Origin of the sequence: Streptomyces sp. NPDC048254 (assembly GCF_043201895.1) — a bacterium.
In the GTDB taxonomy this organism is placed as follows: Bacteria; Actinomycetota; Actinomycetes; order Streptomycetales; family Streptomycetaceae; genus Streptomyces.
In genome coordinates this window covers 263,979-288,584 of the sequence record NZ_JBICZJ010000005.1, presented here as the reverse complement: position 1 = coordinate 288,584, position 24,606 = coordinate 263,979, and the positions used below count along the sequence as shown (strand labels likewise).

The 24,606-nt window shown below is 72.1% G+C and carries 19 protein-coding genes; 12 read left to right on the top strand and 7 right to left on the bottom strand.

What is annotated here, in order from left to right; genetic code table 11:
* Positions 1 to 15: 15 nt before the first annotated feature.
* The gene (treZ, locus tag ACGFZQ_RS16690) at positions 16 to 1,761 is read right to left on the bottom strand and encodes a malto-oligosyltrehalose trehalohydrolase (RefSeq protein ID WP_393840997.1); all 1,746 of its coding nucleotides are present in this window, start codon (positions 1,759 to 1,761) and stop codon (positions 16 to 18) included.
* A 176-nt stretch (positions 1,762 to 1,937) separates the two neighbouring features.
* Between treZ and ACGFZQ_RS16685 the strand changes: the two genes are divergently transcribed.
* The 3 genes from ACGFZQ_RS16685 to ACGFZQ_RS16675 all read left to right on the top strand — a co-directional run bounded on the left by ACGFZQ_RS16685 (position 1,938) and on the right by ACGFZQ_RS16675 (position 4,388).
* Positions 1,938 to 2,489 (top strand): DUF1707 and FHA domain-containing protein, encoded by a 552-nt coding sequence (locus ACGFZQ_RS16685; protein ID WP_351729191.1) that lies wholly within the window; start codon positions 1,938 to 1,940, stop codon positions 2,487 to 2,489.
* A 160-nt stretch (positions 2,490 to 2,649) separates the two neighbouring features.
* Complete coding sequence (locus ACGFZQ_RS16680; protein WP_393840996.1) at positions 2,650 to 3,975, top strand: M14 family zinc carboxypeptidase; 1,326 nt, start codon at positions 2,650 to 2,652, stop codon at positions 3,973 to 3,975.
* Positions 3,972 to 4,388: an SSI family serine proteinase inhibitor gene (locus tag ACGFZQ_RS16675; RefSeq protein WP_393840995.1), complete on the top strand. Its 417-nt coding sequence runs from the start codon at positions 3,972 to 3,974 to the stop codon at positions 4,386 to 4,388. The genes ACGFZQ_RS16680 and ACGFZQ_RS16675 overlap by 4 nt, the downstream gene beginning before the upstream one ends.
* Positions 4,389 to 4,445: 57 nt before the next feature.
* On the opposite strand, the gene ACGFZQ_RS16670 is transcribed toward ACGFZQ_RS16675, so the two are convergent.
* The 3 genes from ACGFZQ_RS16670 to glgX all read right to left on the bottom strand — a co-directional run bounded on the left by ACGFZQ_RS16670 (position 4,446) and on the right by glgX (position 10,630).
* Positions 4,446 to 5,699, bottom strand: a complete 1,254-nt coding sequence (locus ACGFZQ_RS16670; RefSeq protein WP_393841197.1) for a M14 family zinc carboxypeptidase — start codon at positions 5,697 to 5,699, stop codon at positions 4,446 to 4,448.
* Between the two features lie 289 nt (positions 5,700 to 5,988).
* Positions 5,989 to 8,361, bottom strand: coding sequence for a malto-oligosyltrehalose synthase (gene treY, locus ACGFZQ_RS16665; protein ID WP_393840994.1), 2,373 nt, complete (start codon positions 8,359 to 8,361; stop codon positions 5,989 to 5,991).
* A 160-nt stretch (positions 8,362 to 8,521) separates the two neighbouring features.
* On the bottom strand, positions 8,522 to 10,630 hold the full coding sequence (gene glgX / locus ACGFZQ_RS16660; RefSeq protein WP_393840993.1) for a glycogen debranching protein GlgX: 2,109 nt from the start codon (positions 10,628 to 10,630) through the stop codon (positions 8,522 to 8,524).
* 196 nt (positions 10,631 to 10,826) lie between these two features.
* Here glgX and ACGFZQ_RS16655 point away from each other — a divergent pair, with 196 nt between their 5' ends.
* The 4 genes from ACGFZQ_RS16655 (at position 10,827) to ACGFZQ_RS16640 (ending at position 15,198) form a co-directional block, all read left to right on the top strand.
* Positions 10,827 to 11,642, top strand: a complete 816-nt coding sequence (locus tag ACGFZQ_RS16655; protein WP_393840992.1) for a Tat pathway signal sequence domain protein — start codon at positions 10,827 to 10,829, stop codon at positions 11,640 to 11,642.
* 73 nt (positions 11,643 to 11,715) lie between these two features.
* The gene (locus tag ACGFZQ_RS16650) at positions 11,716 to 13,032 is read left to right on the top strand and encodes a copper amine oxidase (RefSeq protein WP_393840991.1); all 1,317 of its coding nucleotides are present in this window, start codon (positions 11,716 to 11,718) and stop codon (positions 13,030 to 13,032) included.
* Between the two features lie 102 nt (positions 13,033 to 13,134).
* The gene (locus tag ACGFZQ_RS16645; protein WP_351713519.1) at positions 13,135 to 14,376 is read left to right on the top strand and encodes an SAV2148 family HEPN domain-containing protein; all 1,242 of its coding nucleotides are present in this window, start codon (positions 13,135 to 13,137) and stop codon (positions 14,374 to 14,376) included.
* Positions 14,377 to 14,478: 102 nt separating this feature from the next.
* Positions 14,479 to 15,198, top strand: coding sequence for a 3'-5' exonuclease (locus ACGFZQ_RS16640; RefSeq protein ID WP_393840990.1), 720 nt, complete (start codon positions 14,479 to 14,481; stop codon positions 15,196 to 15,198).
* A gap of 43 nt (positions 15,199 to 15,241) precedes the next feature.
* On the opposite strand, the gene ACGFZQ_RS16635 is transcribed toward ACGFZQ_RS16640, so the two are convergent.
* Entirely contained in the window at positions 15,242 to 16,105 is an 864-nt protein-coding gene (locus ACGFZQ_RS16635) for a phosphotransferase (protein ID WP_393840989.1), read from the bottom strand.
* Between the two features lie 193 nt (positions 16,106 to 16,298).
* Here ACGFZQ_RS16635 and ACGFZQ_RS16630 point away from each other — a divergent pair, with 193 nt between their 5' ends.
* From ACGFZQ_RS16630 to ACGFZQ_RS16620, 3 genes are read left to right on the top strand one after another with little or no spacing between them, the layout of a single operon-like run.
* Positions 16,299 to 17,219 carry a carbohydrate ABC transporter permease gene (locus ACGFZQ_RS16630; RefSeq protein WP_393840988.1) on the top strand — a complete coding sequence of 307 codons (921 nt, stop codon included), beginning with the start codon at positions 16,299 to 16,301 and terminating at the stop codon, positions 17,217 to 17,219.
* Positions 17,216 to 18,049: a carbohydrate ABC transporter permease gene (locus tag ACGFZQ_RS16625; protein ID WP_393840987.1), complete on the top strand. Its 834-nt coding sequence runs from the start codon at positions 17,216 to 17,218 to the stop codon at positions 18,047 to 18,049. Before ACGFZQ_RS16630 ends, ACGFZQ_RS16625 begins: the two co-directional genes overlap by 4 nt.
* Positions 18,049 to 19,329, top strand: coding sequence for an ABC transporter substrate-binding protein (locus tag ACGFZQ_RS16620; protein ID WP_393840986.1), 1,281 nt, complete (start codon positions 18,049 to 18,051; stop codon positions 19,327 to 19,329). Before ACGFZQ_RS16625 ends, ACGFZQ_RS16620 begins: the two co-directional genes overlap by 1 nt.
* Before the next feature lie 79 nt (positions 19,330 to 19,408).
* On the opposite strand, the gene ACGFZQ_RS16615 is transcribed toward ACGFZQ_RS16620, so the two are convergent.
* Positions 19,409 to 21,658: an MMPL family transporter gene (locus tag ACGFZQ_RS16615; protein ID WP_393840985.1), complete on the bottom strand. Its 2,250-nt coding sequence runs from the start codon at positions 21,656 to 21,658 to the stop codon at positions 19,409 to 19,411.
* A gap of 382 nt (positions 21,659 to 22,040) precedes the next feature.
* Here ACGFZQ_RS16615 and ACGFZQ_RS16610 point away from each other — a divergent pair, with 382 nt between their 5' ends.
* The gene (locus ACGFZQ_RS16610; RefSeq protein ID WP_393840984.1) at positions 22,041 to 22,592 is read left to right on the top strand and encodes a DUF1697 domain-containing protein; all 552 of its coding nucleotides are present in this window, start codon (positions 22,041 to 22,043) and stop codon (positions 22,590 to 22,592) included.
* Here ACGFZQ_RS16610 and ACGFZQ_RS16605 read toward each other — a convergent pair.
* Positions 22,573 to 23,433 (bottom strand): transglutaminase-like domain-containing protein, encoded by an 861-nt coding sequence (locus ACGFZQ_RS16605; protein ID WP_393840983.1) that lies wholly within the window; start codon positions 23,431 to 23,433, stop codon positions 22,573 to 22,575. The two genes, ACGFZQ_RS16610 and ACGFZQ_RS16605, sit on opposite strands and share 20 nt — an antisense overlap.
* 58 nt (positions 23,434 to 23,491) lie before the next feature.
* On the opposite strand from ACGFZQ_RS16605, the gene ACGFZQ_RS16600 reads away from it, so the two are divergent.
* Positions 23,492 to 24,514 carry a ketopantoate reductase family protein gene (locus ACGFZQ_RS16600; RefSeq protein ID WP_393840982.1) on the top strand — a complete coding sequence of 341 codons (1,023 nt, stop codon included), beginning with the start codon at positions 23,492 to 23,494 and terminating at the stop codon, positions 24,512 to 24,514.
* Positions 24,515 to 24,606: the final 92 nt, after the last annotated feature.

The following is a 24,606-nucleotide window of genomic DNA, read 5'->3' as shown; positions in this document are numbered from 1 at the left end:
GCGATACGCGCGTGCTCAGGCCTGGGTCAGTACCACGCAGGACTCGCCCGGCACCCGCAGCAGCCCGTTCGCGTCCGGTGCCGTCACGGTGTCCCACGCGGCCAGGACCTCCGCCCGGGCGGTGCCCAGCGGGATCGCGGCCGGCTCCTTGCCCAGGTTCACGGCGACCCGCAGGTCACCGCGCCGGAACGCCAGCCAGCGGGCCTCCTCGTCGTACGCCACCTTGGTGTCGGCGAGGTCGGGGTCGGTGAGGTCCGGCTGCTCGCGGCGCAGGGCGAGCAGCCGGCGGTACCAGGCCAGCACGCGCGCGTGCGGCTCGCGTTCCGGCTCCGACCAGTCCAGGCAGGACCGCTCCCGGGTCGCCGGGTCCTGCGGATCGGGTACGTCCTCCTCGGCCCATCCGTGCGCCGCGAACTCCCGTCGCCTGCCGCGCCGTACGGCCTCCGCCAGATCCGGGTCCGTGTGGTCGGTGAAGAACTGCCAGGGGGTGCCCGCCGCCCACTCCTCGCCCATGAACAGCATCGGCGTGAAGGGCGCCGTGAGCGTCAGTGCGGCCGCGCAGGCCAGCAGGCCGGGGGAGAGGGTGGCCGAAAGCCGGTCGCCCTGGGCGCGGTTGCCGATCTGGTCGTGGGTCTGGGCGTAGCCGAGCAGCCGGTGCCCGGCCACCCGCGCGCGGTCCAGCGGCCGGCCGTGGTGGCGGCCCCGGAAGCTGGAGTAGGTGCCGTCGTGGAAGTAGCCGTTGGTGAGGGTCCTGGCGACGGCGGCGAGGGGGGCGCGCGCGAAGTCGGCGTAGTAGCCCTGGGACTCCCCGGTCAGCGCGGTGTGCAGGGCGTGGTGGAAGTCGTCGTTCCACTGCGCGTCCAGGCCGAGCCCGTGCTCCGCGCGTGCGGTGATGAGCCGTGGGTCGTTCAGGTCGGACTCGCCGACGAGGAACAGCGGCCGGGCCGACTCGGCCGCCAGGCCGGCCACGGCCGACGACAGCTCCTCCAGGAAGTGGCACGCGCGGGTGTCGCACAGCGCGTGCACCGCGTCCAGGCGCAGCCCGTCGATCCGGTAGTCGCCCAGCCAGGCCAGCGCACTGCCCACCAGGTAGGCGCGCACCTCGTCGGAACCGGGCGCGTCCAGGTTGACCGCCGCGCCCCAGGGCGTGTGGTGCGTCTCCGTGAAGTACGGCCCGAACGCGGGCAGGTAATTGCCCGACGGGCCGAGGTGGTTGTGGACGACGTCCAGGACGACACCGAGCCCGAGTCCGTGCGCCCGGTCGACAAAGCGCTTCAGCGCCTCGGGTCCGCCGTACGGCTCGTGCACCGCCCACAGGGAGACCCCCTCGTACCCCCAGCCGTGCCGGCCCGGGAACGGGCAGAGCGGCATCAACTCCACGTGGGTGACGCCCAGTTCCTTCAGATGGTCCAGGCGTCCGGCGGCGGCGTCCAGGGTGCCCTCGGGGGTGTACGTGCCCACGTGCAGCTCGTAGAGCACCGCGCCCGGCAGCGCGCGTCCCTGCCACGCGGCCTGCCACTCGTACCGCCCGTGGTCGACGACCGCGCTGAGCCCGTCCGGTCCGTCCGGCTGGCGGCGCGAGCGCGGGTCGGGCAGCACGGGGCCGTCGTCCAGCGCGAACCCGTACCGCGTGCCGTCCTCGGCGTCCGCCTCCCCGGCCCACCAGCCCGGCCGCCGCGGATCACGCTCCAACGCGCGTGCGGCGCCGTCGCAATGAAGCGTCACACGGTCTGCCTGCGGTGCCCACACCTCGAACTGCACGGACGGTTCCCCTTCGTCTGGCTCATCGTGAGGTAGTCCGTCCATCGTGCCGTGAAAAGAGATCAATCCGCTTTGAATCCCGGCTTTGCCGACGGGTGTCGCCGTACGTACGCGCGCGTGACGGCCGTTTCCCCGTTTTCTGGACACCCGGGGTTCACTGACCCAGAATCGGCAGCGTGACGTCGTCCTTCGAGTTCAACACCTATCCCGCGCGGCTGTCCGACGCGGAGCGCGAGAAGGCGCTGAGTGTGCTGCGTGACGGCGTCGCCATGGGACGGCTGTCGCACGACACGTTCGTGCGCCGTATGGAGCTGGCGCTCGCCGCCCGCCGCATGGACGAACTCGCCGTACTCACCGCCGACCTGCCCCAGGAGAGCCGTTTCGCGCGCGTGCTCCTCGGCACCGTCGAGGCCGTCTCCGGGTTCACGGTGCGGCTGCGCCGGGCCTGGCAGGCCGAGCGGCTGCCCAAGTTGCTGCTCCCGCACCCCGGCACCGGTCACCCGCTGCGCATCGGCCGCGACCCCGCCAACGGGCTGCGGCTCAACCACGAGACGGTCTCCCGGGTGCACGCCGAACTCCGCCGGCAGGGCGGCCTGTGGGTGCTCAGGGACCTCGGCTCCACCAACGGCACGACCGTGAACGGACGCCGGGTGATCGGCGCCGCCGTCGTCAGTGAGGGCGACCAGATCGGCTTCGGCCGGGTGTGCTTCCGGCTCTCGGCCCACTGACTTCGCACCTTCTCCCAGGTGGCTGAAAAACGTTTGTCCACCACGGTGTTGACGTACCCCCCAAGTCGTGACTGACTGTGCGTACTCCATGCACATCATGTGAACCGACGGCACAGCATCGTGGAGGTGTGCCCTGCCGCCCCTCCACCGCTTTCCGTCCGTGGACGAGCTGTCCTCGCGCGCGGCCGCACTGGTCGCCAACCACCCCCGGGACGCCCGGCTGCACCGGATCGGCACCTCCCGCGCGGGCACTCCGCTGTGGCTGCTTTCGATCGGTCACGGCAGCCGGCACGCCCTCGTCGTGGCCGGCCCGCACGCCAACGAACCCGTCGGCGGCGCCACCGTGCTCCGCCTCGCCGAACGGGTCCTGGCCGACCCCCGGCTGACCGAGGACGCCGACGTCACCTGGAACCTGCTGCTGTGCCTGGACCCGGACGGCTCGCGCCGCAACGAGGGCTGGCTGGCCGGGCCGTACACGCTGGGCCACTACTTCCGGAACTTCTTCCGGCCCGGCTTTTTGGAGCAGCCCGAATGGCTGCCCGACGGGGCCGACGCCGCCGCGCTGCCCGAGACCCGGGCACTGCTGGACCTCCAGGACGAGCTGCGGCCCTTCCTCCAGTGCTCGCTGCACGGCGTGGACGTCGGCGGCGGCTTCGTCGAGCTCACCGATGACCTGCCGGGCCTCGCCCAACGCCTCGCGCACACCGCGAACCGGCTCGGCATCCCCCGCGAACTCGGCGCCTACGACACCCTGTACTGGCCCACCCTGGGCCCGGCCGTCTACCGGGTGCCGCCGCCCCGCCGGGGCGACCTGGCCGCCGCCATCACCGAGGCGGCCGTCGAGTCCACCTGGTTCCATCCGCACCGGCACGGCACCGTCACCGCCATCGTCGAGGCGCCCATGTGGGGCGTGGCCGCCGTCCAGGACAGCGCACCGCCCGCCGACCGGGACGCCGCGCTGCGAGCCGTCAGCCACACCCTGCGGCACGACACCGGCCTCCTGGAGGGCGTCCTGGCCCGGATCCGGCCCCAGTTGTCCGGCGCGCCGGACGCGGCCCGGCTGCTCGCGCCGGTCGACGACTACCTGCTGGTCTGCCCGGGCCTCGCCGACGCCTGGGACCCCGGTACCGACGCCGGCAGCGTCCGCCCGTTGCCCCCGCTCAGCACCGCCCATCTGGCCGCGCTGGGGATCGCCGGGCGCCGGCTGGTCCTGCGCACCGCCGGGCTGCTGCACCGGCTGCTGCGGGGCACCGGCCACGACCCGGCCGGGGCCCTGCCCGACCTGGACCGCCTGATCGACACCTGGTGCGCGGACTTCCACGAGGCGTTCGGCGCGCGCTGGATCCCGGTCGCACGCCAGGCCGAGTACCAGACACGTGTGGTCCTGAGCGCTTTCGAACTCGCACTCCGCCACGCGCGCGTGCGTGCTCGTTCGGGTGAGTCGGACTGGGGTGCCGGGGCCGCCGTGCCGATGCACCGGGAATGACCTCTCTGATCAGAGCGACAGCGGTCCGCGGTGCCCTGCTGGCGGCCGCCGTCCTCCTCGCCGCCGGCCCGGCCCAGGCCGCGCCCGGCACCACCGACGGTGGCGACTACCTGTACCTGACCGTCGCCAAGGGCGACAGCCGGTCCGGCGACACGCCCGGCACGCTGCTGCTGTGCGACCCGCCCCAGGGGCACTCCCGCGCGGCCGAGGCCTGCGCCGAACTCGACACGGTGGGCGGTGACATCGCGCGCATCGCCCCGATCAAGGACGCCATGTGCCCGATGGTCTACGCCCCCGTGACCGCGCAGGCCCACGGGCAGTGGAACGGCCGGCCGATCGAGTACCACGAGACCTTCTCGAACTCCTGCCAGATGGCGGCCCGTACCGGACCGGTCTTCGCCCTCGACAGCTGACCCCGAGGGCGGCGTGCGGCCCCCGGGGTGTGCTCCCACCGGACCGCTCCCAGCTCCTCACGCCGCCCGCTCACGGGCGTGCCGCGCGGCCGCCAGCACCGTCCGGGACTGATGCTCCACCTGGCGCTCCAACGGCACCCAGCGGGCTTGGAAGCGCTCCCCGTAGGCGTCGCACCAGGAGGCCACCAGCTCTTCCAGCCGCGGCACCGCACGGTCGTCCGCCTCCCGCAGCACCCGCAGCAGCATCGACGCCGCCCGCAACGGCAGCCGCCGCCCGAAGGCGTCCACGCTGCCGACGTACGCCATCGTGCTGTCGATCGGCGGCCGTCGGATCCAGTCCTCGGCCAGCCCGGGAATCAGCCCCAGCGCCCAGCGGGCCGCCCGCAGCAGCGGCCCGTCCAGGAGGCCGTCCAGCCGGGGCAGCGCCTCGGTCAGCACCCGCTCCACCTCCCGCGAGTCCCGCAGCAGCCGGCTCGCCAGCCGCCGCATAGCCGCGGCCGGCGCCGGATGCGGCGCCGGGTCGTCGACCAGGTCGCTCGCCCACATCGGCACCTCGACCACCGCCGTCAGACCGCCGTAGCGGTGCGCGTGGTACCAGGTGCTGTGCCGTGCGTCGTCCGGCATGCTCGGGTACGCCACCCCCGACCCCGGACCCGGCATCACCCGGACCCCGGGACCGGACGCCGGCCAGCCCGCGGCGTCCGAGGCACCCGTCTCCACCGGGATGTGCAGCTCCGCCGCCGACTTGGCGAACGGTTCGGCGAGCCCGGGCACGTCCTTCGTCAACTGCACCCAGCTGCCGCCCAGATCGGTGCCGTGCAGGGTCACCTGGAGGTAGGGGCGCAGCTCGTCGATCACCCCGAGCAGGGCCACGGTCTCGGGCGGCAGCCGGTCCGGGGGCAGCACCGACGGCGACCACTCCGGCTGCTCGGGGCCCGCCGGGCGGTAGAAGCCGTGGTGGTAGTCGAGCAGGCTGCGCGGTGCCGGGGTGACGTGCAGGCTCGCCCCGTCCGGGTCCGCGCACAGCAGGAAGTGCCAGGAGGTCTCCGCCCGTAGGTCCCGCTGTTTCAGCACCCGTTCGGCGAGCACCTGAAGGGTGCCGCCCCCGGTCGGCTCGTTGGCGTGGGCACCCGCGACCACCAGCACCGCCCGGCGGGCGTGACCGACGGACAGCAGGTGCAGGGGTCTGCCCGCGCGGGAGACGCCGATCTGCCGCAACGTGCACAGGCCGGGCCGGTGAGCGGCCAACGCCCGGGCGGTCGCGACCAGTTCGGGAACACTGGGGTAACGCAGCTCCGGCAGGAGACTCACCCCCGACTTGTCCGCCCGGCTTCGCATTCCCCAGTCCCGCACGGCATAGGTGAACTGTCAAGAACCTCCCGGGGGAGGCTCCAGGGGGCGCCCAGGTGCATGAGTCGTCGGCCGGCAAGGCGATTGACGCCGACGGGGGTGCGAAGCCATTTCGGGGCGCGGAACGGCTCCGCGCGCCTTTAACGGACGCGGCAGGCGCCCGGCGAGTTTCGGCAACCCCCCGACCCGCCCCCATCTTCACCCGTACGAGTGAATATGACCCTCAGTGCCCTCAGTGCCCTCAGTGCCCTCAGTGCCCGTCGTTTTCGTCGCCCCCGCCGACCACGCGCTCCAGCAGCGCCACCGGCAGCCCCTCGAAAAGCTCGGCCACGCGCGCGTGCCCCGTGAACTCGCGCTCCGGCGCCAGCACGTCCGCCCACCGCCCCGGCGGCAGCGGCAGCACCGTGTCCCGCCAGCCGCCCGCCGCGGCCAGCCGCAGCGACAGCCGGGTCACCGCCGTGACCACATCGCCGGAGCGCGCGAACGCCAGGCAGTGCGCCGCGGCCGGGCCCTCGGCCGTCAGCGGCGCGTACGTCGCCGTAGCGCCGAAGACGCCCGGGCGGCGCGCCCGCAGCCGCAGCGCCGCCGCCGTCACCGCGTCCTTCTCGCCCGGGTGCTCGGGCGGGAAGGAGACCGGCCGCCGGTTGTCCGGGTCCACCAGCGCCCGGAACTCCCCCTCCGTGCCCTGGTAGACGTCCGGCACACCCGGCATCGTCAGATGGACCAGAGCCGTGCCGAGGACGTTCGCCCGGACGTGCGCCGCCAGCGAGGCCCGGAAGGCCGCCACCCGCTCTCCTGGCGCCCCGCACGGACCCGCCGCGACGAACGAGGCCACCGCCTCCTCGTACGGCGGCTCCTGCTCCGTCCAGCTCGTGTACAGGCCCGCCTCCCGCACATGCTTCAGCAGCGCCCCCTGCACCCGCTCCGGGGCCGCCGGGCCGAGCCCGAACACCGTCTGCCAGGCCGCCCACGCCAGCTGCGCGTCCGGTACGCCCGCCCCGTCCCGGGTCACCTCGGTCAGCACGTCCGCCCAGCGCTCCGAGCACTCCGTCAGCACGGCCAGCGCCGCCCGCACGTCGGCGCTGCGCTTGGTGTCGTGCGTCGTCACCACCGTCCCGGTGAGCGGCCAGTCGCGCTGCACGCGCGCGCAGTACGCGTGGAAACCGTCGGGGGAGACGCCCGGGCTGCCCGGAGCACCGCCCACCTCGGTCGCGGACAGCAGCGGCACATAGCGGTAGAACGCCGTGTCCTCCACGGACTTGGCCCGCAGCGCCGAGGAGGTCTGCGCGAACCGCGTCCGGAACTCCGCGGGCCCGGCACCGTCGCCACCCGCCAGCAGCAGCCCGCGCACCACGTCCACCGCCCCGCCCTCCTCGGGCACCACGAAGGCCGACCTCGCCTCCTCGGCCGCCCGCTCGGTGACCACGGCGGCCGCGTCACCTGAGGTGTAGGGCCGGTACACCCGCATCCGCACCAGCAGCTCCTCCAGGGCGATGCGCAACGCCCAGGGCGCCCGGTCGCGCAGCGCGGGGTCCGGCGAGGTCGCGCACGCGCGCGTGGCCGCCCGGGTCAGCCGGTCCGTCTCGGTCGCCAGCTCGTGCGTGAGCACCTTGTACGCCGCCCGCCGCACGGTCGCCGCCCAGTCGCCGCCGCGGTCCGTCTGCGGGGCCGCGAACCGCCGGTAGCCGTCCAGCAGTTCACCGGCGCCGACTGGATCCGTGAACAGGCCGTCCACCTGCCGCAGCGCGTCGTACCCGGTGGTCCCCGCGACCGGCCAGCCGGCCGGCAGCCGCTCGCCGTCGGCCAGGATCTTCTCCACGACCGTCCAGCGCCCGCCGGTCGCCTCGTGCAGCCGGGCGAGATAGCCGTCCGGGTCGGCGAGCCCGTCGGGATGGTCGACGCGCAGTCCGTCCACCACCCCCTCGCGCAGCAGCTGGAGGATCTTGGCATGGGTGGCCTCGAACACCTCCGGGTCCTCCACCCGCACCCCGATCAGCTCCGAGATGCTGAAGAACCGCCGGTAGTTCAGCTCGGTCCGGGCCAGCCGCCACCACACCGGGCGGTACCACTGGGCGTCCAGCAACTCCGGCAGCGGCAGGTCCGCGGTGCCCTCCCGGAGCGGGAAGGCGTGCTCGTGATAGCGCAGCACGTCGCCGTCGACCGCGAGCTGCCCGAGCACCTCGCCGACCGGCCCGCCGAGCACCGGCACCAGCAGCTGCCCGCCCTGCGCCTCCCAGTCGACGTCGAACCAGCGCGCGTAGGGCGAGCTGGGGCCCTCCCGCAGTACCTCCCACAAGGCGTGGTTGTGCCGGGGGGACATGGCCATGTGGTTCGGCACGATGTCCACGACCAGACCGAGACCGTGCTCCCGCGCGGTTCGCGCGAGTGCGCGCAGCCCCTCCTCGCCGCCGAGTTCCGCACGCACGCGCGCGTGGTCGACGACGTCGTAGCCGTGCGTGGAGCCCGGCACGGCCTCCAGGACGGGGGAGAGGTGCAGGTGGGAGACACCGAGCGAGGCGAGGTACGGCACGGCGGCTTCGGCGGCCGGGAAGGGGAAGCCGGGCTGGAGCTGGAGGCGGTAGGTGGCTGTCGGAAAGGCCGCGGTGATTCGCTCAGCAGTCATGCAAACGTACGTACCCGATCCGTCGACTTCTCTGTCACCGGGTGCGGTGTCGCGCCCGGAGGGGGCGCGGGGCTGTATCCATGTGCGGCTCCGCCGCGTGGGCGCGACCGGCCCCCACCGGCCCGTACCCGGACAACGGCCCTTGTGCGGGAGCGCATCCCTACGCCGGCCTCTTCAGAACGGTCAGGCTCCGCCCCATCAACGTCAGGCGTGCCCCGCCGTCCACCTTCGGCCCGGGTGGCACCGGCTCCGCGCGTGCCGTGTCCACCACCGCCTCCCACTGCCGGCCGTGGTTGATCGGCACCAGGAACTCCAGAGGATCCGGTGACGCGTTGAACATCAGCAGGAAGGAGTCGTCGGCGATCCGCTCCCCGCGGGTGCCCGGTTCCGAGATCGCGTTGCCGTTGAGGAACACCGTCAGGGCCGACGCCTGTGCCGACCCCCAGTCCTGCTGGGCCATCTCATGGCCCTCCGGGGTGAACCAGGCGATGTCGGAGAGCTCGTCGTGGGTGCCCTCCACCGGGCGGCCGTGGAAGAAGCGGCGGCGCCGGAAGACCGGGTGCTCCTTGCGCAGCCGCGCCATCGCGCATGTGAAGGCCAGCAGGCCGCTGTCGTCCTCGGGGGCCGGCCAGTCCACCCAGGACACCTCGTTGTCCTGGCAGTACGCGTTGTTGTTGCCCTGCTGGGTGCGCGCGAACTCGTCACCGTGGCTGATCATCGGCACACCCTGGGAGAGCATCAGCGTGGCGACGAAGTTGCGCATCTGCCGCTCGCGCAGTTCGAGGATCCCGGGGTCGTCGGTGTGTCCCTCGACCCCGCAGTTCCAGGAGCGGTTGTGGCTCTCGCCGTCCCGGTTGTCCTCGCCGTTGGCCGCGTTGTGCTTGTCGTTGTACGACACGAGGTCGTGCAGGGTGAACCCGTCGTGGCAGGTCACGAAGTTGATGGAGGCCAGCGGGCGGCGGCCGTCGTCCTGGTAGAGGTCGGAGGAACCGGTCAGCCGGGACGCGAACTCCGCGAGCGCGCGCGGCTCGCCGCGCCACAGGTCGCGCACGGTGTCGCGGTACTTGCCGTTCCACTCGGTCCACAGCGGCGGGAAGTTGCCCACCTGGTAGCCGCCCTCGCCCACGTCCCAGGGCTCGGCGATCAGCTTCACCTGGGAGACCACCGGGTCCTGCTGCACCAGGTCGAAGAACGACGAAAGGCGGTCCACCTCATGAAACTGCCTCGCCAGCGTGGCCGCGAGGTCGAAACGGAAGCCGTCGACGTGCATCTCGGTGACCCAGTACCGCAGCGAGTCCATGATCATCTGGAGGACGTGCGGGGACCGCATCAGCAGGGAGTTCCCGGTGCCGGTCGTGTCCATGTAGTAGCGGGGGTCGTCGGTCAGCCGGTAGTACGACGGGTTGTCCAGGCCCCGGAAGGACAGCGTCGGACCCAGGTGGTTGCCCTCCGCGGTGTGGTTGTAGACGACGTCCAGGATCACCTCGATCCCGGCCTCGTGCAGCGCCCGGACCGCCGACTTGAACTCCAGGACCTGCTGCCCGCGGTCGCCCCAGGAGGCGTACGCGTTGTGCGGGGCGAAGAAACCGATCGTGTTGTAGCCCCAGTAGTTGTTCAGGCCCATGTCGACCAGCCGGTGGTCGTTCACGAACTGGTGGACCGGCATCAGCTCCAGCGCCGTGACGCCCAGCTCCGTCAGGTGGTCGATGACGGCCGGGTGCGCGAGGCCCGCGTAGGTGCCGCGCAGCTCCTCGGGCAGGCCCGGGTGGCGCATGGTCAGGCCCTTCACATGGGCCTCGTAGATCACCGTGTGGTGGTACTCGGTGCGCGGCCGCCGGTCGTCGCCCCAGTCGAAGTACGGGTTGATCACCACCGAGGTCATGGTGTGCGGGGCCGAGTCCAGGTCGTTGCGCTTGTCGGGGTCGCCGAAGTGGTAGCCGTACACCTCCTCGCCCCAGCGCACCGACCCGCTGACCGCCTTCGCGTAGGGGTCGAGCAGCAGCTTCGCCGAGTTGCAGCGCAGCCCGCGTCCGGGATCGTACGGGCCGTGCACCCGGAAGCCGTAGCGCTGCCCGGGCATCACCCCCGGCAGGTACGCGTGCCGGACGAAGGCGTCGCTCTCGCGCAGCTCCACCGCCGTCTCGGAGCCGTCGTCGTGCAGCAGACACAGCTCCACTCGGTCCGCGGTCTCCGTGAACACCGCGAAGTTGGTCCCGGCGCCGTCGTACGTGGCACCGAGCGGATACGCCTCTCCAGGCCAGACCTGCATGAAGTCGACTCTTCCAGGTGTGCATTGCGCGCGGGGGCGCCTTGGTCATGAGTCTGCCCGAAAGTAATGGAACCCCAGGTGACTTACACCCCTCTTACCCGGCGACCAGTGCACACAGCGACCCATGTGGCGAAGTGTGCCGAACCAGTGGGGCAAACACGTACTCCCTGTGACCAAGGGGGAGTAGGGGGAAGATGTGCGCAAGATAGTGCACCGCCATCTGGGCAAAGTGGTGGCCGGTGCGGGCCTGGCGGTTGCGGGGACCGCCGTGATGGTCGGGATCACCCTGCCGGGTACGGCCGGGGCTGACGACTCGGAAGGGAGCGACGGGACCGGCTCGGTCGCCGCGCAGCAGGCGGGACAGGGCACGGACGCCGTCAAGCCGGGCGTGGTGGAACAGGCGCCGGCCGAGGGCAAGAAGGGCACGGGCAGCGACCCGCTGACCGACGACGAGACCAAGCGCGTCGAACAACTCGCTCTGACCAAGCAGATGTTCAACGCCGGGGAGAACGTCGAGGGCCGGCGCGGCCCGCAGCGGATCAGCGTCGACCTGGCCGAGCCGAACGCGGACGAACTGGATGCCACGAACGCGCCACGGCGCGCGGACGTGACGTTCTACGACTACCGGGACGACAGCCTCGTCACCCGGACCGTCAACCTCGACACCGGCAAGGTCGAGCAGACCACCACCCGGCAGGGTGTCCAGCCGCCGCTCAGCCACGACGAGAACGTCGAGGCACTCCAGCTGCTCGTCGCCGACCCGCTCGGCGCAGGCCTGAAGGCGGACTTCAAGGACGCCACGGGCGAGGACCTCACCTCCCCGGAGCAGCAGCTGCTGCTCAACAGCGCGGTCTACCGCGCCACTCCGGGCGCCCAGCCGGCCGCGCTCGACAAGTGCGGCGAACACCGCTGCGTGCGGCTCTTCCCGAAGGTCAAGAACGGGCCCTGGATCGACGCCCGTTCCCTGATCGTCGACCTGAGCGCGCGCAAGGTCGTGAAGCTCGGCGGCTGAGCCGGTCCCGTTCGCCTTTCCCGAACTCCCTCTCCTTTTCGACTGCATCTCCCGCACGAGGAGTCACTTCGTCATGCACCCGAACAGAATCCGCCGCGCCCGCCGGACGGCCGCCGTGGGCCTGTCCGTGGCCGCGCTGGCCGCCGGCGCGACCACCGCGGCCGGGCCCGCCGCCGCCCAGCCCAAGCAGGCCGCCGCGCCCGCCGCCGACTGCTCCGCCGCCTACCGGATCGAGCAGAAGCTCTCCACCGGTACCACCTGGCGGATGTGCTGGCGCTACGACAGCAAGGCCGGGCTGGTCCTGGAGCACATCTCCTACCAGCCCAAGGGCGAGTCGGCGCCCATCAAGGTGCTCTCCAGCGCCCGCCTCGGTCAGATCGACGTCCCCTACGACGACGGCAGCGTCGAGTACGACGACCTGACCGGCTTCGGCTTCGCCCAGGGCCTGGTGCCGCTCGCCGCGGCCGAGTGCCCGGGCGGCACCATCAAGACCGTCAAGGTCCCCGACGCCTGGGACCCGGCCCACCCGAACGTCAACGGCCTGTGCACCACCACCCGTTCGCGCGGCCACGCGTACCGGATGCAGGCCGACACCGGCAACAAGGTGTACCAGGCGCAGGGCAAGGACCTGCTGGTCTACACCGTCAACAAGGTCGGCTGGTACGAGTACATGACCGAGTGGCGGTTCCAGGACGACGGCACGATCAACATGAACGTCGGCGCCACCGGCAGCCTCTCGCCGGGCGACTACGACTCGGGGGACGGCCGCGGCTGGCCGATCGGCAAGGGCGCCCACGCCTACGCGACCAGCCACGCCCACAACGTGTTCTGGAAGCTGGACTTCGACCTCGACGGCTCCTCCAAGAGCCGCATCGAGCAGTACGACTCGGTGGTCAGCGCACCCGCGCACGGCCAGCAGGCGCCCAGCAACAAGACCACCCGCACCAACGTCACCAAGGAACTCGCCGGTGACTCCAAGAACATGCGCTGGTGGCGGGTGGTCAGCACGGCCGGCAAGAACAAGGACGGGCACGCCCGTTCGTACGAGATCGTCCAGGGCGCCACCAACAAGTACCCGGGGCACGGCTTCACCAAGCACGACGTCTACTTCACCCAGTACGACAAGTGCGAGCTGTTCGCCAGCAACAACCCGGGCTGCGCCAACGGCCATCCCAAGACCGTCGACCAGTGGGTGAACGGACAGACCCTCACCAACCCCGTGGTCTGGGTGAACGTCGGCTTCCACCACATCGCGCGCGACGAGGACCAGCAGCCCATGCCGGTCCACTGGCAGGGCTTCTCCCTCGCCCCGCGCGACGTCACCGCTATGAATCCGCTCACTCCGGCCGCCCTCGCTGATCAGAACGGACAGCCCGGAAACGGTAGTTGAGAAACGACCTGTCCATCCTGCTGCACCGCCGACCGCTCCCGGAGTACCCTTCCTTGATCGTTGGCACAGGGAGAGCTCGGGGGAGCGGAAGGCGGTGCACGGGTGGGCTCGGGAGGCCTGGAGCTGCCCCCTGGTGACGAGGGTCACGAGGGGAACTCCACAGACGTCCCGCCCGGCGCGGTGTCCCTGGCCCGGCCGATGGACGCCTCGGGCTCCATCGGTCCGGAGCTGGACTGGGACGCCGACGCCTGGCTGGAGGTGCGTACGCGCGCCCAGCGAGCAGGCCGTGCCTACATCTGGCTGAACCTCGTCGAACAGCGGCTGCGGGCGGTCGTGGCCGCCGTGCTGCGTCCCATCTACGAACCCGTCCACGGCGACGAGTGGGTGGTCGCCGCGGCCGGTCCCGCCGGTCAGGAGTGGGTCCAGCGGGCCGTCGCGGTCCGCGAGGTCAGCCGTCGCAAGGGCTACCTGCTGGACCCGGCCGACGACAACGTGATCAGCTTCCTGACGCTGCCGCAGCTGCGCGAGCTGATGGTGCAGCACTGGCCCTGCTTCGAGCCGTACTTCGACGAACGCCGGGACGTCGAACTCGCTCTCGACGAGCTGGAGGTGACCCGCAACGTCGTCTCCCGCAACCGCGCGCTCTCCGAGGCCGTCCTCAACCAGGCCGAACGGGCCTCCGCCCGGCTCCTGGAGATGCTCGGCACCGGCGGTGACGTGCCCTCCGCGCGCCGGCTGCCGGTGGACGCGGTGGAGGACCTGGTGGGCGACCGCTACGCGGACGTCGTCGCCGTCCACCCCGACCGGGTCCGGCTCATGCGCCAGTTCCCGGCCGAGGACCTCTTCGGCGGCGCCCGCCGGCTGGACGCCATCGGCATCGGCCTCAACCTGCTCGTGCAGAACTTCTCCGGCCGCCGCCTGGTCCGGCTCGCCGAGACCGGCTGCCGGGTCCGGCTGCTCTTTCTCAACCCCGCCTCCAGCGCGATCAAGCGCCGCGAGCGCGAACTCGGGATGAAACGGGGCGAACTCTCCCGCTCGGTCGAGATGAACATCCTCCACATGCGCCGGGTCCGCTCCCGGCTGCGCGACCCCGGCGCCTTCGAGATCCAGGTGTACGACGACACCCCCCGCTTCTCCGCCTACCTGGTGGACGGCGACGGCGCCGACGGTGTCGCGATCGTCCAGTCCTACCTGCGTGGGGCGCGGGGCATGGAGTCGCCGGTGCTGGTCCTGCGCAACGGCGACAAGGTGGTCAAGTCGGACGATGTCCTGGAAGCGGGGCTCTTCCCGACCTACCGCGAGGAGTTCGAAATGGCTTGGGCGGATTCGCGCCCTGTGTCCTGAGGCGGGCGCGGCGGCAAGCGGAACGCGGTCCTCTGATTGTCAGTGGCGCATGCGAGGGTGGAGACCACTGGGGGAAAGTACCACCAAGAAGGGGGACCGCCCATGGGCTGGCACCAAGAGCTCCTGATCGGCTTCGATCTGGAGACGACGGGTACGGATCCGCGCGAGGCGCGCATCGTCACGGGCGCCGTGATCGAGGTCAGGGCCGGGCAGGAGCTGGGCCGCCGCGAGTGGCTGGCGGATCCGGGCGTGGAGATCCCGGCCGAGGCGGTGGCCGTGCACGGGATCAGCAACGAACGGGCGGCGGCCGAGGGCCGGCCCGCCGACCAGGTCGCCGACGCCCTCGCGGACGTCCTCACCGGGTACTGGAAGACGGGCGTCCCGGTCGTCGCCTACAACGCGACGTTCGACCTCACCCTGCTCTCCGCGGAGCTGCGCCGGCACGGCCTGCCGTCGCTCTCCGACCGCCTCGGCGGCCTCGACCCCGCACCGGTCATCGACCCGTACACCATCGACCGCTGGGTCGACCGCTACCGCCGCGGCAAGCGCAACCTCGAAGCGGTCTGCGCCGAGTACGGCATCACCCTCGTCGCCGCCCACAACGCGTCGGCCGACGCCCTGGCCGCGGCCCGCCTGGCCGGGGCCATAGCCGACCGCCACCCGAAGATCGCGGCGCTGGGTCCGGCGGAGCTGCACCGGCGCCAGGTGGAGTGGTACGCGGAGTGGGCGGCGGACTTCCAGAGCTTTCTGCGCCGCAAGGGAGAGGCCGACGCGGTGGTGGACGGGGCGTGGCCGCTGCGGGAGCTGGCCGAGGCGGTCTGAGACTCAGCGGCGGGCTCGGCAGCGGGCTTCGCGACAGCCGGGCTCAGAAGGGATACCAGCGCACCGACTCGTCGCCCTCCCGCAGCGACGCCACCCGCCGCTCGAACTCCGTGAGCGCCTTCGGGTTGCTCGGGGCGTGCTGGGCGACCCACGCGCAGCTGGCCGTCTCCCGGGCGCCCCGCAGCACTCCGCACCCCTCCCACTCCCGCACGTCCCACCCGTAGGTCTCGACGAACGAGTCGTAGGCCCCGGCCGGCAAGCCGTACCGGTCGCGGGAGAGCGCCATGACCACCAGGTCGTGCTCGCGCAGGTCGGACGAGAAGGTCTCCAGGTCGACCAGCACCGGTCCGTCCGGACCGACGTGCACGTTGCGGGGCAACGCGTCCCCGTGGATCGGTCCCGGAGCCAGCCGCGGCGTCACCGCGGCCGCGGCCGCCGCGAAGCCGTCCCGGCGTTCGCGCAGATACGCCGCGTCGGCGGGGTCGATCGCGTCCCCGGCGAGCCGCAGCCAGCGCTCCACACCGCCCAGCAGCTCGCGGGGCGGCAACGGGAAAGGAGGAGCGGGCAGTGCGTGCACGATCCGCAGCAGTTCGGCCAGATCGCGTGGCTCGGCCGGCCGTACCGGATCCGCCAGCCGGTGCCACACGGTCACCGGGTGGCCGTCCACGAGCCGGGCCTTCGGCTCGGCGGCCCGTACGGCCGGGACACCGGCCTCCGCCAGCCATCCGGCGATCTCCAGCTCACGCCGGGCCCGGTCAAGGAGCTCGGCGTCCCGGCCGACCTTCACCACCAGGTCCCCGGCGGCGAACACCGCGTTCTCGCCCAGGGCGAGGAGCGGGGCGTCAGCCGCCGCACCGGGCAGCACACCCGCCGCGGCCAGTACATCCCGCGCCCTGACCTCGTCCATCGTCCGCCTCCGCGTCCGTTCCCGGTGCCCGCGCGCCCCCGCGGCTGTGCGGGTGCACACGGCGCCCTCTTCTCGCCATCCGCCGGCCAGTCTCGCATCCACGGAGGTCGCGGCGCGTGCGCGGTGCCTTGACGAGACCACCTGCCTTCACGACCATGACCGGGTCCGACCGGGCCGCGCAAAGGGGGATGACGTGGCATTGGCGACGAACGTGGCCACCGTGCGGCGACCGGCCGCCGCACGCCTGACCGGCCACGGCGCCTGGTTCCTGGTCCTGCCCGCCTTGATCCCGATCCTCGTCCTGAGCGTCGGCCCGCTGCTCTACGGGATCCTGCTGGCGTTCACCGACGCCCAGTCCGGCCGGACCGCGGCCACCCGGTGGATCGGCGGCCTCAACTTCCAGGACCTCCTGCACGACACGCTCTTCTGGGAGTCGTTCCGGATCGGCCTGGTCTGGGCCGCCGGGGTGACCGTGCCCCAGTTCCTGCTCGCCCTCGGCTTGGCCCTCCTCCTCAACCAGGAGTTACGGCTGCGCTGGCTGGCCCGCGCCCTGGCGATCGTGCCCTGGGCGATGCCCGAGGTCGTGGTCGGGATCATGTGGCGGCTGGTCTACAACCCGGACGCGGGGATCCTCAACGAGACCCTGCGCGACCTCGGCCTCGGCGGCGGCCGGGACTGGCTGAGCGGCCTCGGCACCGCCCTGCCCGCCGTGATCGTCGTCGGCGTCTGGGCCGGGCTGCCGCAGACCACGGTCGCCCTGCTGGCCGGCCTGCAGAACACCCCGCGCGAACTGCACGAGGCGGCGGCCGTGGACGGCGCGGGCGCCTGGCGCCGCTTCCGCACGGTCACCTGGCCCGCCCTCAGACCCGTAGCCCTGGCCATCACCGCGCTCAACCTCATCTGGAACTTCAACTCCTTCGCCCTGGTCTACGTCCTGACCAACGGCGGCCCCGGCGGCAAGACCCGGCTGCCGATGCTCTTCGCCTACGAAGAGGCCTTCCGCTACGGGCAGTTCGGCTACGCGGCGGCGATGGGCTGTGTGATGGTCGCGGTGATCGCGGTGCTGCTGGCCGTCTTCCTGGCGGGCCGGCTGCGGGGAGGCGAGGACGCGTGAGGACCCGCACCGGCGCCCGTGTCGCCCAGTACGCCGCCCTGCTCGGCTACCTCGTCTTCCTGGCCTTCCCGCTGCTCTGGCTGCTCTCCACGGCCTTCAAGTCGCCCACCGAGCTGGGCAGTCTGCACCCCACCTGGATCCCCCGGCACCCGACCCTGGCCAACTTCCGCCAGGCCTTCGACGAACAGCCCCTGCTGCGCGCCGGCCTCAACTCCCTGCTCGCCGCGCTCGGCGCCGGTCTGATCGCCGTACTGCTCGCGACTCCGATGGCGTACGTCATGGCCCGGCGGCGCGGGGCGCTGTCCCGGGCGGCCACCGGATGGGTGATGGTCAGCCAGGCCTTCCCGTTCGTGCTGGTGATCATCCCGCTGTTCCTGGTGCTGAAGAACCTGCGGCTGATCGACTCCCTGTTCGGGCTGGTGATGGTGTACGTGGTGTGGGCGCTGCCGTTCGCGCTGTGGATGCTCGTCGGCTACGTCCGGGCGGTCCCCGTCGAACTGGAGGAGGCGGCGGCCGTGGACGGGGCCGGGCGGCTGCGGACGCTGGTGTCGGTGACGGCACCGCTGCTGGCTCCCGGGATCGTGGCGACCGGGCTGTTCGCCTTCGTCACCGCGTGGAACGAGTTCTTCTTCGCGCTGGTGCTGCTGAAGACACCGGAGAAACAGACCCTGCCGGTCGTCCTCACCCACTTCATCGGTGCGGAGGGCGTGGCCGACCTGGGCCCCCTCGCCGCGGCCGCCTTCCTGGCCACGCTGCCCTCGCTGGTCGTCTTCGCACTCGTCCAGCGGCGGATCACCGGCGGGATGCTCACCGGGGCGGTGAAGAGCTGATGCGGACCAGGACCACCACGGCACTCGTCGTCGCCTTCCTCCTGCTGCTCGGGGGATGCTCGGGAGCCGCTCGGAAGGGCGGTCCGATCACCCTCCGCTTCCAGTCCCTGGCCTGGCAGGAGGATTCGGTCGCCGCCAACAAGGAGCTGGTGAAGGAGTGGAACGCCACCCATCCGGACGTCAGGGTCGAGTACGTGCAGGGCAGTTGGGACAGCGTCCACGACCAGCTGCTCACCTCCTTCGAGGGCGGTGAGGCCCCGGACATCATCCACGACGCCTCCGACGACCTCGCCGACTTCGCCTACGGCGGCTACCTCGCCGACCTGACCGGCCTGCTGCCCGCCCGGCTCAAGTCCGACATACCGCGGCGGAGCTGGCAGGCGGCGACCTTCGGCGACGGCATCTACGGCGTGCCGTTCCTCCAGGAGCCGCGGGTGCTGATCGCCAACACCACCTGGCTCGCGAAGGCCGGAGTGCGGATACCGACGCCCGAACAGCCCTGGAGCTGGACGGAGTTCAGGCAGGTCACCAAGGAGCTCAGCGGCGACGGCAGGTACGGCGTCGCCTGGCCGCTCAAGGAGCCCGTCTCCGCCACCCTCAACCTCTCCCTGTCGGCGGGCGGACAGCTCTTCCACCGGGGCGCGGACGGCAGGGTGACCGTGCGTTTCGAGGCCGCCGACCAGGTCGTGCCCCGCACCGTCCACGACCAGGTCGACGTCGACCACAGCGCACCCGGCTCCACGCTGGGCAGCGGCGGCTCGGACACCCTGCCGGGCTTCTTCGGCGGCAAGTACGCGATGGTCCCGCTCGGCTTCTCCTACCGGCAGCAGATCGTCCAGCAGGCGCCGAAGGGCTTCGACTGGGAGGTGCTGCCCGCCCCGGCCGGCGCCGACGGGCTCGCCCAGGGCGTCAGCCCGCAGACGCTGTCCGTCGCCGAGGACAGTCACCACAAGAAGGAGGCGGCCGAGTTCATCGACTTCCTGCTCCGGCCGAAGAACATGGTCCGGCTCGCCCTCGGCGACTGGATGCTGCCCACCGGCACCCAGGCACTGAAGGACCCGGCCCTGCACACCGCCAGGTACGGCTGGGCCACCGGCACCGCCCTGGCCGGCCGACTCAGCCCGGCCCCCGCCCAGACGGTCCGCGGCTACCCGGAGTGGAAGGACAAGGTGGCCACCCCCGCCCTCCAGTCGTACTACAGCGGCGCCATCGGCCTCGACGAACTCCGCCACCGCCTGGAGAAGGACGGCAACCTGGTCCTCGCCCGCTACCAGCGCTGAGCACCCGTAGGCGGCGAACAGGGCCCGTCGGCTCCCCCGGAGACCGACGGGCCCTGTGTCAGAGGGCGTTACCCGGCACTCAGACCGGCAGCCGGTCCGGCTCGCCCCGGGTCACCGGCGGCGCCACCGGCTCCGGCGACTCGTCGTGGGTCAGGTCCGGCAGCCAGTGCAGCCAGCGGGGCAGGTACCAGTTGCGCTCGCCGAGCAGGGCCATCACCGCCGGGAGCAGCACACCCCGGATGAGCGTGGCGTCGATGAGGACCGCGGCCGCCAGGCCCACGCCCATCTGCTTCATGGACTGCATGGACAGCGTGCCGAAGATCGCGAACACGGCGACCATGATGACGGCGGCGCTGGTGACGACCCCGGCCGTGGTGACCACCCCGTGCTGGATCGCGTCCCTGGTGGACCGGCCGCGCAGCCGGGCCTCGCGGATCCGGGAGACCACGAACACGTGGTAGTCCATCGACAGGCCGAACAGGATCACGAAGAGGAACAGCGGCAGCCAGCTGACGATCGCGCCGACGCCCTCCGCGCCCACCAGTGAGGCACCCCAGCCGTGCTGGAAGACGGCGACCAGGATGCCGTAGGCGGCGCCCACCGACAGCAGGTTGAGCAGGATCGAGGTGATCGCGACCGTCAGCGAGCGGAACGACAGCAGCATGAGGAGGAAGGCGAAGACGACCACGAAGGCGAAGACCGGGACGACCGAGCCCATCAGCTGGTCGTTGAAGTCCTCGTTGCCCGCGACGTTCCCGGTCACCGGCGCCTGCACCCCGTCGACCTTGCCGAGCGTGGCGGGCCGTACCTGGTCGCGCAGCTTGTCCAGGCTCTGGCCGGCCTTGTCCAGGTCGGAGCCGCCGACCAGCGGTACGGAGATCAGCGCCACGTTCTGGGCGTCGTGCAGCCTGATGTCGACCGGGCCGCGCGAGGCACCCGAACTGATCGCCTGCTCCCGGAAGTCGGTCAGCGCCTGCTTGACCTCGGGGGCGTTGATGTCCTTCGCCTTGACGACCACCTCGGCCGGCTGGGAGCCGCCGGGGAAGGCCTGGTTGACCCGGTCGTAGGTCTGCACGATCGGCAGCGAGCCGCCGAACTCCTGGTCCAGGGTGAGCTGCGAGGTCTTCATGCCGAGGGCGGGTGCGGCGACCGCGAGCAGCGCGCCGGCCGCGACGAGCACGGAGACCAGCGGCCTGGCGAGCACGCCCCGCAGCACGGCGGTCCAGAAGCGGCTCTCGGAAGGGCCGTGCGCGCGCTGGCGGCGGCGCAGGAACGGTATACGACCCTTCTCCACCCGGTGGCCCAGCAGGGAGAGCAGCGCGGGCAGGACGGTCACCGAGCCGACCATGGCGACCGCGACGACCATCAGGGATGCCAGGCCCATCGCCTCGAACTCGGCGAGGCCGGTGAACAGCATGCCCGCCATCGCCACGCAGACCGTGACGCCGGAGACGATGATGGCCCGGCCGCTGGTGGCGGCGGCGATCCGCAGCGCCGCGTCCGCGTCCCGGCCGGCCTCCCGTTCCTCGCGCTCCCGGCGCAGGTAGAACAGGCAGTAGTCCACGCCGACGGCCATGCCGACCAGCAGCATCACGGAGTTGGCGGTGTCACTCATCGGCTGCAGATGGCTGACCAGGCCCATCAGGCCCATCGTCGCCAGGATCGCGGTGATCGCCAGGCCGACCGGCAGCAGCGCGGCCACCAGTGCGCCGAAGGCGATCAGCAGGATGCCGAAGGCCACCGGCACGGCGGAGTACTCGGCCCGCTTGAAGTCCTTGCCGAAGGCGTCGCCGTACTGCTTGTCCATGCTGGCGCCGCCGATCTCCGCGATCCGCAGCGTGCCGTGCGCCTTCTGCACCCCGGCCACCGCGTCCAGCACCGGCCCGACCCGGTCGGCGGCGGTCTCCGCGTCGCCGCGCATGTCGAACTGGACCAGTGCGCTGCGGCCGTCCTTCGAGATCGTCCCGGTGTTGTACGGGCTGGTGATGTCCGTGACCTTGCCGGTGCCGTCGACCGCCTTGACGACGTCCGCGACGGCGGACCTGAACTCGGCGTCCGTGGCCCTGACCGACGGATCCCTGGACTGGAGCAGGACCGTCTCCGTGGCCGGTTCCTTGATCCCCGCGTCGTCGATGATCTTCGCTGCGGTGTGGGTCTCACCCTTGAGCTGGTCGCTCTCGTCGACGTCGACCCGGCCGGCCGCCGAGCCGAGTCCCATCGCCAGGACGACGAACAGTACCCATATGCCGACGGCGGCCCAGCGGTGCCGGGCGCTCCAGCCGCCGGCCCGGGCGGCCAGGCCCCGCACCCGCGTGTCTCCGTTCCCCATGACGGGATTGCCCCCTCGTGTGCGGTGACGGCCCCGGCCGCCACGATTTCTTCACGACTTCCTTCGTTCGATTCGAAGGTATGGGCCGGATAAGACCGACTCCTCGTGCTGCCCGGTGAAGTACGACGGCCGGCTCTCATCGCCTGGGAGGATGTCGGGCCCTTACATCTATCGACCCATCTCGGGGGTGTTGATCAGGGGTGTCCCTTCCGACGACGCGGATCCGCTTTGTGATTACAGAACCTTGTTGAACAAGTCACAGGTGCGTGTAGGAGTTGATCCGGGGCGGTCCGATCGGCCAGAGTTTCGGGCAGTCCGGCATGCCCGGCACGGCCGTCGTGCCCACCCCCACGGGGCACGACGGCCGTTCTAAGGTGTTCGAATGACGATGTATGCGGCACTGCTGCGCGGGATCAACGTGGGCGGCAGGAGGAAGCTCCCGATGGCCGAGCTGCGGGCGCTCATGACCGGTCTGGGGCACGACTCCGTGGGGACCTACCTCCAGAGCGGGCAGGCCGTCTTCGCCGCCGCCCACGGGGACGCCGAGTCGCTGGCCGCGCAGCTGACCGAGGCGATCGAGGAACGGTTCGGCTTCTCCGTCGACGTGCTCGTCCGCGACCACGCCTATCTGAGGGCGATCGCCGAGGCCTGTCCGTTCCCGGCCGCCGAGCTGGAGGCCAGGCAGCTGCACGTCACCTACTTCTCCGCGCCGGTCACCCCGGAGCGGTTCGCGGGCCTGGACCCCGCCGCCCACCTCCCCGAGGAGTTCCGGCTGGGCGACCGCGCGCTGTACCTGTACGCCCCGGACGGGCTCGGCCGCTCCAAGCTGGCGGAGGCGCTGTCCCGGCCGCGGATCAACAAGGGGCTGATCGCCACCACCCGGAACTGGAACACGGTCGTCAAGCTGGTGGAGCTCACCGCCCCGGGAGCGTGACCGTCCGCAGGCCGAGGAAGGGGGCCCGCGACAGGATCTCGCGGGGTGCGGTCAGACGCGGGTCGGCGTACAGGCGGCGGGCCTCGTCCTCGCCGCAGGCGGCGACCGCGTCGAGGAGGGCCAGGTCGTCGTCGGAGAGCGCCGCCTCCGGCTCCTCGACACCGGCCAGCGGGAGCCAGCCGTCCCACGGCAGCGTCTCGACGCCGTTGCGGCAGGCCAGGTCGAGGACGAGGCTGTGCCGGACGAACCAGGCGCCCCGCAGGCCGTCGTCCCCCCAGAGCCCGAAGGTCCCGGGATCGGCCGTGCCCCCGCGGACGGCCCGCCAGGCGTCGCCGGCCACGACGAACCGGTCCCGCGCCACGTCCAGCGGGTCGAAGTCCAGGTCGTGGCCCTGATCCACGACCTGCGGGTCGGCCAGCCGCCAACTCCCGTCCGGCAGCCGGTACTCGGTGATCCAGTGATCCTCGTGGAAGCCGTCGACGAAGTACGTGCCGAAGCCCCCGCGCACCCGGGCCGGGGTGCCCGTCGCCCGCAGCAGGGACACGTGCAGCAGGGCGAAGTCCCGGCACGTCCCGACGAACCGCTCCCCGTACGCCCTCGGTTCGGTGAGCGGTGCGCCCGAGCGCTCGCGCAGGATCCGCAGGATCCCGGAGGCGTACCGGAGCTCGCCGTCGTGGTGCAGCCGCTCCGCCGGGATCCCGTACCCGAGGCGGTCGCCCTCGAAGCGGTGGATGATCAGCCCCCGGACCAGCCGGGCGAGTTCACCGGGATCGGTCGGCAACCGGCTCGTGTCCAGGTCTCCGGGATCGCTGTACGGCGTCTGTTCCAGGTAGCTGTCCATGCGCTCACCCTCGACCCTGCCCCAGGGGCAGGGTCAACGCCTGTGCGAGGCTCCTCCCATGCGCTACATCATCATCGGGGCAGGGGCCGTCGGCGGTGCGATCGGCGGGCGGCTCGCGGGATCGGGGCACGAGGCCGTGCTGGTGGCGCGGGGCGCGCACCACGCGGCGCTGCGGGACGGCGGGCTGCGGCTGAAGGTGCCGGACGGCGAGTACACGTACCGGCTGCCGGCCGTCACCGGGCCCGGGGAGCTGGGCGAGCTGCGGGCGGACGACGTACTCGTCCTCGCCGTCAAGACACAGGACACCGTGACCGCCCTGGGGACCTGGGGGCCGGCCCCCGTCGCGGGCGGCGGCACGGTGGCGGAGCGCCTGCCCCTGTTCTGCGCCCAGAACGGCGTGGAGGGCCAGCGCCTCGCCCTGCGCGTCTTCCGGCACGTCTACGGCGTCTGCGTCTGGCTGCCGTCGACCTACCTCGAACCGGGCGTCGTCTCCGCCGGCGGCGCCCCGCTCACCGGCATGCTGCACCTGGGCCGGTATCCGCACGGCACCGACGCGACCGCCCGGCTGGTCGCCGCCGACCTGGAGAAGTCGCACTTCGAGGCACCGGTCGTGCCCGACGTGGCGCGCTGGCAGTACGCCAAGCTGCTGTCCAACCTCGGCAACGCGCTGGAGGCCGTCGCCGGGCCCATCGCCGACGACGCGGCCGTGACCCTGTTCCAGCGGGTGCGGACCGAGGGCGAGGCCGTGCTCGACGCCGCCGGGATCGCGTACGCGAGCGCCGAGGAGCAGCGGGCGCTGCGCGGCCACAAGGTGGACCTGGTCCCGCTGGACGGCGCCCCGCGCGGCGGCGGCTCCTCCTGGCAGTCCCTCAGCCGGGGTACCGGCACCATCGAGGCCGACTACCTCAACGGCGAGATCGCGCTGCTGGGCCGCCTGCACGGCGTCCCCACCCCGCTCAACGACCTCCTGCAGCACCTCGCCAACACGTTCGCGCGCGAGCGCCGGACGCCCGGCTCGATGCCGGTCGGGGAGCTCGCCCGCCTCGCCGACGAGGCTGTCACGTCCGTCCAGGAGCGCTGAGCGGCCTCTTCCCGGCGCGGGGTGCAGGGCCTACCGCCACCGGCCGGGCCTGATCAACTGCCCAACAGGGACAAGTCTTTGGGAAACTGAAC